The organism is Trichocoleus sp. AS-A1 (genome assembly GCF_039962015.1).
In the GTDB taxonomy this organism is placed as follows: Bacteria; Cyanobacteriota; Cyanobacteriia; order Cyanobacteriales; family FACHB-T130; genus FACHB-T130.
In genome coordinates this window covers 166,066-180,034 of sequence record NZ_JAMPKG010000008.1, presented here as the reverse complement: position 1 = coordinate 180,034, position 13,969 = coordinate 166,066, and the positions used below count along the sequence as shown (strand labels likewise).

Here is a 13,969-nt window from a genome sequence, read left to right as displayed (position 1 = left end):
CCGCTGATTTCAGCCCTAAACTAAAGTTTGGGCTAATAGCTTAAACCCGTTTAAACGGGTTTAAAGGCTGACCAGTAAGTTAAAGCTTACTTCAGCTTTAATCCGGAAATTTATTTGCAAACTCTTTGTGTTAGTGCCATCCCGGCCTAGCCTAGTTGCTCGAAGCCTTAGTTAGCAGGCTCAATTGAGGCTGTGAAGCGCGAGGTGGCTCTCGCAGTGCTAGATGGACTTCGTTTGTCTCGCCGGATTCCCGCCTCTGGGCAATTTGCTCTCATCGGGATGCTCCCGATCCTGGGAACCCAATGCATCTACAGCGCTATTTTTGTAGCTTAATGATAATAATTGACAATAACTCTTTTTGCAGCTATATTCAAAGGTTGTCAATTACGTTACTAAAAGTTGATAACACAGGCTATAGAAGATGGCTTCAAAGAAAAGCAACCCTTTGTACAGGTAGTGGGTGGAGAATTTGTTTGTGGTAACTTAACAAACGGTTCTTAGCTACCTAGTTAAAAAACATTGTCAATATAAGATTTTATTGAGGAGTAACCTGGTGAAGCGTCGAAAGTTTGTGTTTTTAATGGGACTGGCAACTGCGAGCGGTGGGTTAGCGATCGCCTGCTCTGACAACCAGAGTGCCACGACTCCCAATGCAACCTCCCCAACCAGCAGCCCTGCCAGTACGAATGCCGTCAGTCCATCTGCCAGCCCAGTTGCCGCCACCGGCCCATTGGAAAAAGAACTGGTGGTCTACTCAGGACGGGACGAGAAACTGGTTGGCGACCTGATTAAACAGTTTGAAAAGGAAACTGGGGCAAAAGTACAAGTCCGCTATGGCGACACCGCTGAGTTAGCAGCAGCCATTCTGGAAGAAGGTAAAAATAGTCCGGCTGACGTTTTCTTTGCTCAAGATGCCGGGGCACTCGGAGCAATGCAAAAGGCAGGTAGGGCATCGCAGTTGCCAACTTCACTACTCGATCGGGTAGAAAGCCGCTACCGCTCACCGGATGGGAAGTGGGTTGGAATTACGGGTCGAGTGCGGACAGTAGACTACAACACCAAGTTAGTTAAGGCAGCAGATTTACCAGAATCTATCACTGGCTTTACCGATCCAAAGTGGAAAGGAAAAATTGGTTGGGCACCTACGAATGGCTCCTTCCAGTCCTTTGTCACCGCTTTGCGCGTCTCGCAAGGGGATGAGAAAGCTAAGCAATGGCTAGAAGGCATTAAAGCCAACAATCCCAAAACTTACCCCAAAAATGCGGCAATTGTAGAAGCGCTATCCCGTGGGGAAATTGCGGTCGGATTTGTCAATCACTATTACTTGGAAAAGTTCAAGCAAGAAAATCCCCAAGCTCCCGTGGATCATCACTTCACCAATGATGTGGGTTCCTTAGTCAACGTGGCAGGCGTGGCAATTTTAGATGGTGCAAAACATCCCAATATTGCTCAGAAGTTTGTGGACTTCATGTTGGCTCAGGATGCTCAGAAATACTTTGCCACCAAGACTTATGAGTATCCACTAGCTTCGGGAATCGCTCCGGCGGGGAATTTAAAAGCACTGAACGGAATTCCCAGCCAAGCGACTGCCATTGACTTAAGCAATCTGAACGACTTGGATGCAACGTTGAAGCTTTTGCAGGAGACACAGGTAATTTAAGTCGTTTGTGGGAATGGGGAATAAGTACTGATAATTCTTATTACCCATGACCAGCCTTCAAAAGTGATGTTATTTCCGCAATTTTGTTGAATTGTTGGTTGTTAATCCTCATGTTGATTAACTGATTGGAGAAAGCAGCTCGACCCCCTTTATTTCTGACTTTAACAGCAGCGGCAGTAGCGATCGCGATCGCTCTGCCTCTGACTTATTTGGTCATCCGGACGGCTGGTGTCGGTGGGGAGGCGCTCTGGGAGTTAGTTTCCCGTGCGCGAACTCTTACCATTTTGTTCAACAGTGCGGCGATGGCGGCAATCGTAACCCTGTGTTCGGCATTGATTGCCGTGCCACTGGCATTTTTAACCGTGCGAACCGATTTACCGGGACGCCGATTTTGGCTAATAGCGACGACCTTACCCTTGGCAGTTCCTAGCTATGTAGGAAGTTTTACGCTGATTGCCACCTTTGGACCACGGGGTAGCTTGTTGCAGTTGTTGCTAGAACCTTTGGGGGTACAGGAATTACCTTCCATCTACGGTTGGCCTGGGGTGATTTTGGCACTCACCTTATTTACTTATCCTTATTTGCTGTTGAGCGTGCGTTCTGGATTGCAAGGAATTGATCCCACCCTGGAGGAAGCCGCCCGGAGTTTAGGTCAAAGCGGTCAAGCTACTTTCTTTCGGGTTATCTTGCCCCAGTTGCGCCCGTCATTGGTGGCTGGGGGTTTATTGGTGGCGTTGTACTCGCTGCGGGACTTTGGGACGCCGTCGTTAATGCGGTTTGATGCCTTTACACGGGCAATTTTTTTGCAGTACAAGGCAAGTTTTAACCGCAATTCAGCAGCGGCTTTGGCGTTGGTATTGGTGGGGCTGGTACTGTTGATTTTGTGGTTAGAGTACCGAGCGCGATCGCGTGCAGCATACTACAGTCGCGGCTCCACCTCCCAGCGCCCCCCTAAAGTCTTGCTGCTGGGGCGTTGGAAGTGGCCTGCGGTGGCTTTTTGTGCGGTCGTGACAGCGATCGCTTTAGTGCTTCCTATTGGCATTACCGTGTTCTGGCTGATTCGCGGACTCCATAATGGCTACAGCCTGCCGAATCTGGTACCGGCTGCACTCAATTCCATTTTGGCGTCAGGAATTACAGCGGGTGTCGCCACTCTTTTTGCCTTACCTGTGGCAATTTTAGCGGTGCGGTTTCCTGGGCGAATTACTTCAATAATTGAACGCTGTTCTTACATTGGCTTTGGCTTGCCTGGAATTGTGGTGGCGCTGTCGCTGGTATTTTTTGGGGCAAACTACTTGCCACAGTTGTATCAAACCCTGCCGATGTTGGTGTTTGCATATCTTGTCTTGTTTCTACCCCAGTCGGTGGGAACCGTGCGGGGTTCGCTTTTACAGGTGAATCCGCAGCTGGAAGAATCGGCGCGGAGTTTGGGCAGAAGTTCCTGGCAAACTCTCAGAGAAGTTACGCTTCCGCTGGTGCGTCCGGGTGTTATTGCTGGAGCTATGTTGGTGTTTCTGACGGCAATTAAAGAATTACCGGCTACTTTGCTATTAGCACCGATTGGCTTTGAAACCTTGGCTGTAAAGATTTGGAAAGCGACGGAAAATGTTGAGTTTGCTGAGGCAGCAACTGGCTCTCTATTTATGTTATTAGTTTCGATTGGCTCGACTTTATTACTGTTATCTCAAGAGCGTGTGAGGAGTTATAAGTAGGCGGAAATGGTTTGTAGGAGATTTTTTTGACGAACCGCCAAGGACGCGCTAGCGTTCGCGAAGCGGCGCGAATGCGCTAGAGAGATGCGCTCTCTTCGCTATAGGACGCCAAGGAAGAGAGTTTCAAGAATTACTTAAGATTGCTATCTAGATGGTTTTTATCGAATTCAAGACTTACGCAACTGGTACTGCGATAGCGAAGCGCTGCTGCGAAGCGCAGATCGCATAAGAACACCACGAAAGCGCGATCGCTCAAAAGAACTACGCTATGTCCCATATGGCAAGGAGTTTCTCCTCATGCACGCGATCCTTCCTGATGGATGATGGTGATCGCTGTGCTAATCTTTGCGGACATACTGGCGAATACCTTGAGCCGTCTCTTCTGCCCGAACTTGTGCGGTTGCCTGCTTGCCACTTTCGGGTTCCCAGTTGTACTCGCGACTGTAATAGTGCTGAATTGCAACCTGTCTGTTGGAAGTCAACACCAAAACGATCTGATAGTTGACATCGTATAATTTGTCACCATCACTATCTTCTTTTGGGACTAGTCTTCTACTAGGAGTCAGCTGAACCTGAACATCAACAAAATCACTCAGCGTGTAGGTCTTGACCGTATCACTGTCATGGGAAATGATACAGTGGGCTGACCGATCGAAGACCCAAACTTTAGATGATTGCACGTTCGCTTTCAACCACTGTGCGGTCATTTTTGCGTATGGGTGTTGAGCCACATATTTGTCAATCCAGGTTTGCCCAAATCCAAGTGCCAATTGCCAGGGACAGTAAACTCGACGACTGACTTCATCTGCTATTGGCTGCACTTGTCGCCACTCTGCTCCCTCCCAGGGAGACTTTACAGATGGGTGAGCCTGTCCACACAGACAAAGTAACTCCTCCGATCGCATTTCGACAAAGAGCCGCACCTTTGCCCAAGGGTCTACATCTAAAACAACCCGATGAATATCTGAAAAATCATAATGTTCCTGGCGTTGTCTCCACAGACTCCCATATTGGTAAGTCAGTCGATTCTGGGTTTGGTCAATGCAATAAGACTCGATTAATTTAGAGCGGATACTCAAAAGACTGACATACAGCGCGTTGATTCCCACAAGGAAGAACATACCAGGGAGTAACCCAGACCACTGCAACCAGTCCACCTGTGCAATGCTTAAGCGATTTGCTGTAGGGTCTTTTAGGAAGGTGTTGATGCGATCAACACTCTCCTGTGTATTATCCAACCCAGAAGTTTTATATTCCCTTAAAGGAACTTCACCTTCACTGGTTTGTAACAGAACTTGGTAAAATACCCCATCATCTACATTTGTTGTCAACTCCACAGCCTGCAAATTACGAATGGGTGTGTTCTGCCACACCCCCAACCCCAACCAGCCCGGTTTGCTTAACTGACACGTAACCTGCGTCGGTTCTATCCGTTGGCAGTTCAATTTTGCAGGCCCGGTCCAGAGAAGGAATCCAACTCCTATCCCGGTCACGAGAATTTCTCGGAACACACGACCGAAGGACACGTAATTCTGGCGGAGAACTAATTTATTTGGAGACTGTTCAGCAATTTGCGTCATAGCAACTTTGAAGCAAGGATTGAAAATAAGAAATGTTGATGTTTCAGCTTTAGCAACCGAAGACGACTTCTTACAAGAACCTAACAAATTGGTTTTGCCATGCTGGGGCTATCAGCATTGCTACAGGCATCAGAGCTTCTGTTTAATTTAATACGCTTCGCTGGTGCTATATATTTGTTCTTAGGAGTACAAATGTTGATGAGCAAGCAGCAGGTTCAGTCATCGAAAACGGTTACTCCAATTGTTTACCGAAGACTTTTCTGGACTGGATTGGTCACCAGTATCACTAATCCAAAGGGAATTTTATTCTTCTTTGCATTCCTGCCAGAGCTTGTTGTTACCACTACAGGTCCCGTACCATTGCAAATGTTTGTCGTAGGGTTGACATTCAGGTTCTCAGGAGAAAATTAGTTGCTCAACTCAGGCGTCCAGCGTTAGCCATGTCCTTGGCCTAATTGTGGAGATGCAATCTGCGCTTCGCAGCAGCGCTTCGCTATCGCATGTGACAGTTGTGTAAGTCCTGAAATGATTTGTTGTGCCAAAGAGATATTTAATCAAGCCGCCTATTTTAAATTTTGAGTTATGCAATCACCGGCAATTTTACGCTTACAGAATGTAACGAAGCAGTTTAGCCAAAATACAGTTCCGGCTGTTGAAGATGTAACGTTGACTTTGCAGCCAGGGGATTTGTTAGGATTGCTGGGGCCATCTGGCTGCGGTAAAACTACACTGTTGCGGCTGATTGCAGGTTTTGAACGACCTTACCGCGGAAGCGTGGAGATTGCGGGACGAACGGTAGCTGATTCCCGTTGTTGGGTGCCGCCAGAGCATCGGGACGTGGGAATTGTCTTTCAAGACTATGCCCTGTTTCCTCATCTGAGTGTGGCGGAGAATGTTGCTTTTGGGTTGCAACAGTTGAGTAAACAGCAGGTCAAGGAACGCACGCAAGATGCGATCGCGCTTGTCGGTCTGCAAGGATTAGAAAAGCGTTATCCTCACGAACTCTCTGGCGGTCAGCAGCAACGGGTTGCCCTCGCCCGTGCCTTAGCACCGCGACCAAAGCTGGTTCTCCTCGATGAACCTCTGAGCAATCTCGATATCCAAGTACGTTTGAGGTTGCGCGAAGAAGTGCGAGAGATTCTCAAGGCAATTGGCACTTCAGCAATTTTTGTCACTCACGACCAAGAAGAAGCACTTGCCATCTCTGATTGGGTGGGTGTGATGCGTCAAGGACATTTAGAGCAAATGGGTACGCCGGAAGAAATTTATACTTACCCCGCCTCGCGGTTTGTTGCTGAATTTGTCACCCAAGCCAACTTCCTTCCCGCCCAACGCCAAGGTCATCTGTGGGAAACAGAAGTCGGTTGTTTTGATGTCGCCCTTAACGGACGGCAAGACCACATTTCTAGCCTCACTGGCGAACTCATGATTCGCCAGGAAGACTTGATCTTACAGCCATTTCCTGATGCACCTGTTGTCATCCGAACCCGGCGCTTTTTAGGGCGCGAGTACCGATATTGCCTCCAAACTCCCTCTGGCAAAGAACTCCACGCTCGCACGATGACTGATACCGCCTTGCCGGTAGGAACGCGAGTGCAGCTATCGATTGCCGGTGATACCGTTCGAGTTTTTCCCAACTAAAACTCTCGATAAATTAGGGAAATTGCTCATAGCCCCCTTTTTAAGGGGGTTGGGGGATCTCCAAATCAGACCCGGCGAACTGGGCTTGGTCGGGGCTTTTTGATTGCCATGCCCCTACAGATGTATCGCACTCAACAGCGGCGCAAGCGAGTGAGTAGCAGCACAATTTCGTCCATCGCCTGCCGTATCGTTGGGGCAGATTGGTCCGATTGATTGACGAGAATGCTAAAAACGATCGTTTGATACTCTGGGTGATTCATATACCCAGATAAGGAAACCGTTCCACTCATCGTTCCTGTCTTCGCTTGCACAATGCCTTGGGCTGGGGTATTTTGAAAGCGACTTTTTAGGGTGCCACTGACACCGGCAACCGGGAGAGAGGCGCGGTAAATTGCGGCTTCTTTGGTTTGCGCGATCGCTTCCAACGTTTGTACCAGTGCTTTTGGACTCACTAAGTTATGACGAGACAACCCGGAACCATCAGCCATCACGTAACTATTGGGATCGACGCCTAATTCCGTTAAAGCTTGTTTAACAGCAGCTAACCCCATTGCAGCCGAATTCTCTGAAAGTGTGGTTTCCTCGCCTTTACCGGCGGCACCCAGGGTTCGCAATAAAGCTTCTGCGTAGAGATTATTGCTGTTTTGGTTCGTCTCCATCAACAGAGTCTCCAACGGCGGCGACTCCACAGCAGCTAATTCCCGTTCGTTCCCCCTTTCTCTGCCAGATCCCACCTGCGACTGTGCGATAGGAATCCCTGCAATTACTAAAGCCCGCCGGAAGTGCTGCAAAAAATACTGGGCGGGGTCGAGAACTGCCACACCCAAGGATGCAGGTTCGGCACCCGCAGGCAGCTGACCTTTAATCTGTAATACGGGTTTCCCCAGTACAGCGCTAACGGCGATCGCTGCGGGTGATTTCGCTTCAGATGTCACCGTATTATTTTCAATTCGCCATTGCGTCAGCGCAATTGGATCGATCCAAGCAGTTTGTAGCGGTTGCCCAGGCGATCGCGGTGATAGGGTCAGCACGGTAGCATTTTGATTCAAAATTAAACTATTAACGGGTGCCGCATAAGGTGCCTGTAGATCGCCCCATTCCCAACTGGGATTTACTGCCTGTCCTTGAAAGTAATCATCCTCGACAATTAGCTGCTGCACCTGACGAATTCCCTGGCGCTTTAGCTGTTGTGCCAAGCCTCTTATCTGGGTATCGCTGAAACTAGGATCACCTCGTCCCACTACGCGCAATTCTCCCCCGTTTGTGCCATAAACTGAGGTGCGAATCCGAAACTGAGAACCTAACTTGTTTAAAACCGCTGCTGTTGTCAGCAGCTTTGTATTCGATGCGGGAATAAAGTAACGGTCTGGTTCGCGGCTGTAGAGGGTGCGTTCTGGAAATTTTGAATTTGTCGATAATGGTTCTATTAAAATTCCCCAACGAGTACGAGAAAATTCCGGACGGTTGGTGACAGCTTCAATCGCGTTTCCTAGTTGGGCAGGACAAACCAACGCAGGGGATTGGGGTTTTTCTGCTTGAGAAACCTGCTTTGAATTTATCGAAGGATTCGGAGAAACAGCGGGATTATTTGCCCTCGCCGCTTCCTGCCAGGATAGCAATTGTGTGTTTAGGAGCAACAGGAAACTCAGGCATTTACTGATTTTAGTAATTTTTAGAAATAAGTAGGGGCGCGGGAAAAAGCTAAAAATAGATAAACTTGTTTTTTTGAGACTACAGGTTTCTTTATGCTGGGATAAGCTGATACTTTCTTTTAAAAACCTACTTACCATTCAGATTTTTCCAAATAAAACTGATTTGTCAATAAAAATACTACCTTAGATAGGTGCAAAAACACGATTTAGTTTACCAATAAAAATATTTCTAATGGTAGAGCTTATCGAGTCTTAAAAAGTGAATAAAATACAGAATAATCATAGATTTTTTTGTATTTACAACTGAAAAAAATAGGTACTTATAATCATGGCACTTCAAGAGCGCGATTTTGAGAAAAGCAATCGCCATACAGAGGCACCCCGTCGGAAAAACGGAAGTAAATATTTTTTGGTTGCTCTATTAAGCGCACTTTCGACATTGGGTTTAGTTGCTGCTGGTTGGTGGCTGTATCAGCGAATGCAGCAAGAAAATGCGATCGCTCCCGCAGAAGTTCCAGTGACGACCGCTAGCCCTACTGTCAGCTCAACCATTAGCCCCACCGTCGCCCCAACTGCTCCCGTCGCCCCAGTCGCCCCAGCGCCCAGCCTTGGCATTCAACCCGGTCAATTTGTTGAGCCTGCTTTAAGCAACAAAGGGCAGGTAGAATTAATCGCCGTCCGCAGAATTCTCGCTGCGCCCGATGAAGTCAGCGTGGATATGCGAATTAATCGTCTTGCAGACGATGTGGTGGGAGGAGACCTGATTAATGTCGGTGGGACAACTGCCCGGAATCCGATCACCAGCGAAACTTATCAAGCACTCGATCCCTTGAAGCGTTCATCAGGAACGGTTTCTTTATATCAGATGCGCCGGGGGCAACCGCAAGAAGGCTATGTCGTGCTAAAAGTCCCCGCAGGTGTTAGTACCCTCGACATCTATGTCGAGCAAACGCAGGCGTTTAAAAATGTGCCGATTGCGGATGCGAACACCAGCCCAGTGAGCGGAACCGCCCCCGCTTCCCCAGTACCCACCATCGCGCTATCGCCCCAAGCTCAGGCACCCGTGACTACTGCGCCAGCTGCGCCAGTGCCCAGTGCTGACATTCAACCCGGTCAATTTGTACAGCCTGCCTTGGGCACCAAAGGACAAGTAGAGTTGCTGTCTGTGAAGCGAATTCAAGATCCCGAATCCAGAAACCGCGACGTGGTAAACGTGCAGATGCGCGTCCGGCGTCTATCAGCGGATCGAGTGGTTGGGGGTGACATCATTACTGTGGGCGGAACCACTGGGCGGAATCCAGAGACGAGCGAAACCTACAAAGCCGTTGACTTGATTAATCGCTCGACGGGAACCGTTTCTTTGTTCCAGCTGCGCCCACAAGCGTCAGCAGATGCCTATGTCTGGCTGAGGGTGCCAGAAAACGTCAATTCTATTGACCTCTACGTGCCGGAGGTACAGGCATTTAAGAATGTGCCCATTTCTAAATAGGAGGGAATCGGTAATGGATCGTGGAGATTTGTCAGTCATTATTCGTCCATAATCATGAGTCTTTAGTCATTTGTTCTGAGTTCGTTGCTTCTGACTCACGATCCATTACCCCTTACCAAAACGGTATGAGCAATTTTTTATCTGGCATCGCAGTTATACTTTCAATTTTGGCGATTATTGGCAGTGGCTTCAGTGCCTATCAAGTTTTTGAACTGCGGGAGGAACTCAACGCGATCGCTAATTTAAAAAGCGGTTCGACGCCTATCGGAGAGCCAACATCTAGCCCAACACCAGATGCAGACAGCACTCCCACCGTCAGCCCTACTAGCACCGCCTCTCCAGTGCTTACTCCGACTAACGCTACCAACACCAACGCCAAAATTCAACCAGGGCAGTTTGTGCAACCGGCTTTTAACAGCAAGGCACAAGTAGAATTACTCTCGGTCAGGCGCGTTGCCGATCCAGAAACGGGATCTCGGAATGTCGTAAATATGCAGTTTCGGATTCGACGGGTTGCAAGTCCGACCGATCCAGATATAGATGTTTTAAACCCATCTGCAATAACTGCCCGCAATCCGAATACAAACGAGACTTACAAGGCGGTTTCTCCTAAACGTGCGACTCCTTCAGTGGATTTTGGCAGCATTGGACAAGGTGCCTCAGCCGATGCCTATGTTTGGCTACAAGTTCCGCAGGGAATCAATACGTTAGACATTTATATTCCCAATACCCAGCCATTTAAAGGCGTACCGGTTTCTAATTAATTTAGCGAGTGTAAATGCAAGGTTCGGATAACATGGCTCGTTAAACAGCGAGATTGTAGAGACGCAATTCATCGCGTCTCTACGCAGCGAAAATTCTCGCGTTTTTTTACGAACAAAACTGGATTGAGCCTTAATTGAATTTGTCAGATTTTTTTTAACAAACCGCTTTGGCGAGCTAAATTTTTGAAACCAAACGAAGACTAAGGATAAAACAATGATGATAAGCAATCTGCCTAACCGGACAAACGCGCATTCCACGTCCACAAAATCACCACCCCAATTGGGGTTGGTGTGCATCACAACGTCTGACAAAGTGCGTTACCGCGCCCTCACTCGCAAACGACTATTGCAACTAGAAACAGCGGAACAGCAGCAAGTGCTGCGGGAGCTGTATACCGACAATTTGCAACGCCTAAATAATGCGCTGGATTTCTGCGTAGAAAATAATCTCCGGCTTTATCGACTTCCCTCAGGGATATTTCCTTTTGCCGATACTGATTTGGGTGAGGCGATGCTAGAGGAATTTACGGAACAGGTGCGAGCAACAGGCGATCGCGCAACGGTTCTTGGTATCCGATTAGTCGTACACCCGGATCAGTTTGTTGTCCTCAGTTCAGATACACCCTCTGTGATTGAGAACAGTATCAAGATTCTGCAAATGCACGCCCGGAATATGGATTTATTGGGGCAACCGCGATCGCCTTGGGCGATGATGGAGATACATGGTGGTAAGGGCGATCGCGCTGAGCGACTGATCCAAGTCATCCGCGATTTACCCGATGAAATTCGCTCAAGATTAGCCCTAGAAAACGACGAATACGCCTATAGCGCAGCCGAAATTCTCGCTGTTTGCCAGGAAGCTGGCGTGCCAATGGTCTTTGACGCCCATCACCACGTTATTCACGAAAAGCTGGACAGCTACGAACATCCCAGCATCGCTCAGATGAAGGCAGCAGCGCGGACGACTTGGCCCGTCCCAGAATGGCAGCTAGTCCATATCTCTAACGGGCGGGAATCCTTTGGCGATCCGCATCATAGCGATTTTATCACCGTGATGCCCAGTGCCTACTGCAACGTTCCCTGGATTGAGATAGAAGCGAAACTGAAGGAAGAAGCGATCGCGAAACTGCGAGAAGAATGGTCGCCTGTCTTCGGCACCGCACCCCCACCCAAACCACTAGAAGAAAAGGCACTGGACAAGGTTACTCAATCGAAAACTCAGCAAAAAAAACGCACTTCTAAGAAAGCTGAACAACCCAAGGACAAAGTTTTGAGTTCAAACTTGGACGGTGAGTAATATTCGTTTGCGAACCTTGGCGTTGTCCTTGGCGTACCTTTGCGTTGAATATTGCAACTTAATTTGGTAGTCCTAAACAGGTAATGATGCGTTGTAGTAATGCACAAAATGCCAAATTGCCCAGAAGTGTTGAGCTATCTTTCAACACTTCTGCCAGTTTTTAAGAAAATTTGTCCTGTCACTCATCTTTATAATTATCGCAACAGATATAGAAAAAAGATTATGGAACACGCCAAATAAGGATTTTAGCCAGGTTCAATCAAGTTGAACCATCAAGTTGAAATAGATGTTTTGCAAACTGTCCTTTAGCTGACATAATTTTAGAATTTATAATTATAGGATTGACTCAAAACTTACAATCAAGTTTATTAATCTTAGAGTATCTTGTTGCTTGTTTTATGATATAGAAATCGCAGCGGTACCGATAATCAAGGGCATCTGATACCACTTGACACGCACTACCAGAGGCAAAGGCTGATATGGGATTTGAGAGAACGCATTCATTCCAAAAGCAGAAGTCTTACATATCACAGCCGACGATTCAGTTGAGAAGTCGCCCGTTTGCGGCTCCCATACAGATGAAGCCGAAGGAGCAACAGACACCAGAAGAGTTAGCGAATCAAGCTTTTAATCAGAACAAGTTTGAAGCTTTTGGACTTCAGCTCAAGGAAGAGCGTGGCACCATCACCCCTGTCGAGCAGGAACAGTTAGGTCTGTTGCAAGCGAAAATGAATGATTACTGGGAGCAGAACCAGGAAAGGGCATCGCGAAGCGGATTTGACTTTTCTAAGGTTGCGGTTACTTTGCCTGGGGAACAAGCTGCCCCACAAATCCAGGCTATGGGTCGGCTGGGGACACCTGGAGTGCAACTGGGGGGAAAGCGATCGCCCGTGAACTCTTCGCAACAGTTGTCAACACCACCAATCCAGGCAAAGTTGACCATTGGGGAGCCAGGAGATAAGTATGAGCAGGAAGCGAATCGTGTTGCGGCTCAAATAATCAATCGCTTAAATTCTCCAACAACCTTGCAACCTTCACTGGGAAAAACTGTAGAGCAAAATAGGGGAGCTATTCAGCGCCAGTTACAACCACAGCCTAAAGGAAAGTTAGTTACTCATGTGAATCATAGCCCTACACTCCAGCGTGCGAAAACAGTAGCAAATGATGTAGCTGGTGTAGCCCGGAATGAGCTTTTTGGGGACGAGACTGCTCGTCGTAATACCTTGGGTGGGGGATTAATAAATCCTAACGCTATCGCTACGCAAGCGGTTTCGATTCAAAGCACCAATGGAAATACTCTTACAGGAAAACTCTACAGACCTGTTGGTGGTGGAGCAAACACAACAGTTCTGACTTTATCGGGAAGTGGGAGTTCAGCAGAGGACTATATGACAAAGATTGCTCGTGAGTATGTTCCTGCTGGGGCACAAGTTTTAGCTATAAACTATCGAGGGTTTGGAGACAGTTACAAGACCGTCAATGGACCCGGTGGCGGCGGGGGCGATCCAAGCGAAGCCGGACTCTATGAAGATGCCGAAGCTATGTATGACTATGTGAGAAATACATTGAATGTCCCATCAACTGACATCATTGTTCATGGCTATTCGTTAGGTAGTCCAGTAGCTGCTACTTTAGTGAAGCGAGTTATGAAGAGTCGGGGCGAAAACGTGAAAGCTTTGATTTTAGACCGGGCAATGCCAAGCACCTACAAAGCAGCAAAAGCGAAGGGTAGCAATAAAGTAGAGGCACGTATTGGTCAAGCTTTAGCAGGCGACATGGATACGAAAGCAAAACTTAAAAAGATATTGAGTTTGGCAGGAGGAGCCAATTTACCTGTACTTTTTACAAGCGGTGGAGCAGCAGACGTATTATCTGCTGAAGATCAGGCACTTGCAGCTTGGGCAGGGCAAAATAACAAGTTTGGCAACAATGCGACCTCTGTTGTAAATCCGAATGCTGATCACGAAGATCATCGGCTAATTATGAATATGCTAATTCCTGAATTACAAGTGCAAGGGTTAATCTAGAGGTCGATGTCAAACAAAATTTCATGTATTGAAATAAATTCTCAATAAAAAACGTGGTACAAAAGAAAGAATTTCTGCAATTTTCTAACGGAATCTAATGTGAAATTCTCTTTTTAGGTTCAATAACGCAATTGATAGTTATCTAAA

At 47.6% G+C, this 13,969-nt stretch carries 9 protein-coding genes; 7 read left to right on the top strand and 2 right to left on the bottom strand.

Annotated elements, in window-relative coordinates; genetic code table 11:
• Positions 1–553: 553 nt before the first annotated feature.
• Both NC994_RS08790 and NC994_RS08785 read left to right on the top strand, forming a co-directional pair.
• The gene (locus NC994_RS08790) at positions 554–1,660 is read left to right on the top strand and encodes an extracellular solute-binding protein (RefSeq protein WP_190432786.1); all 1,107 of its coding nucleotides are present in this window, start codon (positions 554–556) and stop codon (positions 1,658–1,660) included.
• 125 nt (positions 1,661–1,785) lie between these two features.
• On the top strand, positions 1,786–3,372 hold the full coding sequence (locus tag NC994_RS08785; RefSeq protein WP_190410699.1) for an iron ABC transporter permease: 1,587 nt from the start codon (positions 1,786–1,788) through the stop codon (positions 3,370–3,372).
• A gap of 338 nt (positions 3,373–3,710) precedes the next feature.
• Here the strand turns inward: NC994_RS08785 and NC994_RS08780 are convergent, their stop codons facing one another.
• Positions 3,711–4,952 (bottom strand): hypothetical protein, encoded by a 1,242-nt coding sequence (locus NC994_RS08780; RefSeq protein ID WP_190432785.1) that lies wholly within the window; start codon positions 4,950–4,952, stop codon positions 3,711–3,713.
• A gap of 582 nt (positions 4,953–5,534) precedes the next feature.
• On the opposite strand from NC994_RS08780, the gene NC994_RS08775 reads away from it, so the two are divergent.
• Positions 5,535–6,593 carry an ABC transporter ATP-binding protein gene (locus NC994_RS08775; RefSeq protein WP_190432782.1) on the top strand — a complete coding sequence of 353 codons (1,059 nt, stop codon included), beginning with the start codon at positions 5,535–5,537 and terminating at the stop codon, positions 6,591–6,593.
• Positions 6,594–6,724: 131 nt separating this feature from the next.
• Here NC994_RS08775 and dacB read toward each other — a convergent pair whose 3' ends face one another.
• Positions 6,725–8,212, bottom strand: coding sequence for a D-alanyl-D-alanine carboxypeptidase/D-alanyl-D-alanine-endopeptidase (gene dacB, locus NC994_RS08770; protein WP_348225579.1), 1,488 nt, complete (start codon positions 8,210–8,212; stop codon positions 6,725–6,727).
• A 361-nt stretch (positions 8,213–8,573) separates the two neighbouring features.
• Here dacB and NC994_RS08765 point away from each other — a divergent pair, with 361 nt between their 5' ends.
• The 4 genes from NC994_RS08765 (at position 8,574) to NC994_RS08750 (ending at position 13,822) form a co-directional block, all read left to right on the top strand.
• Positions 8,574–9,734, top strand: coding sequence for a hypothetical protein (locus NC994_RS08765; protein ID WP_190432779.1), 1,161 nt, complete (start codon positions 8,574–8,576; stop codon positions 9,732–9,734).
• Between the two features lie 125 nt (positions 9,735–9,859).
• On the top strand, positions 9,860–10,498 hold the full coding sequence (locus NC994_RS08760) for a hypothetical protein (protein WP_190432777.1): 639 nt from the start codon (positions 9,860–9,862) through the stop codon (positions 10,496–10,498).
• Between the two features lie 214 nt (positions 10,499–10,712).
• On the top strand, positions 10,713–11,795 hold the full coding sequence (uvsE, locus tag NC994_RS08755; protein ID WP_242032496.1) for a UV DNA damage repair endonuclease UvsE: 1,083 nt from the start codon (positions 10,713–10,715) through the stop codon (positions 11,793–11,795).
• Positions 11,796–12,274: 479 nt separating this feature from the next.
• Entirely contained in the window at positions 12,275–13,822 is a 1,548-nt protein-coding gene (locus NC994_RS08750; RefSeq protein ID WP_190432775.1) for an alpha/beta hydrolase, read from the top strand.
• Positions 13,823–13,969: the final 147 nt, after the last annotated feature.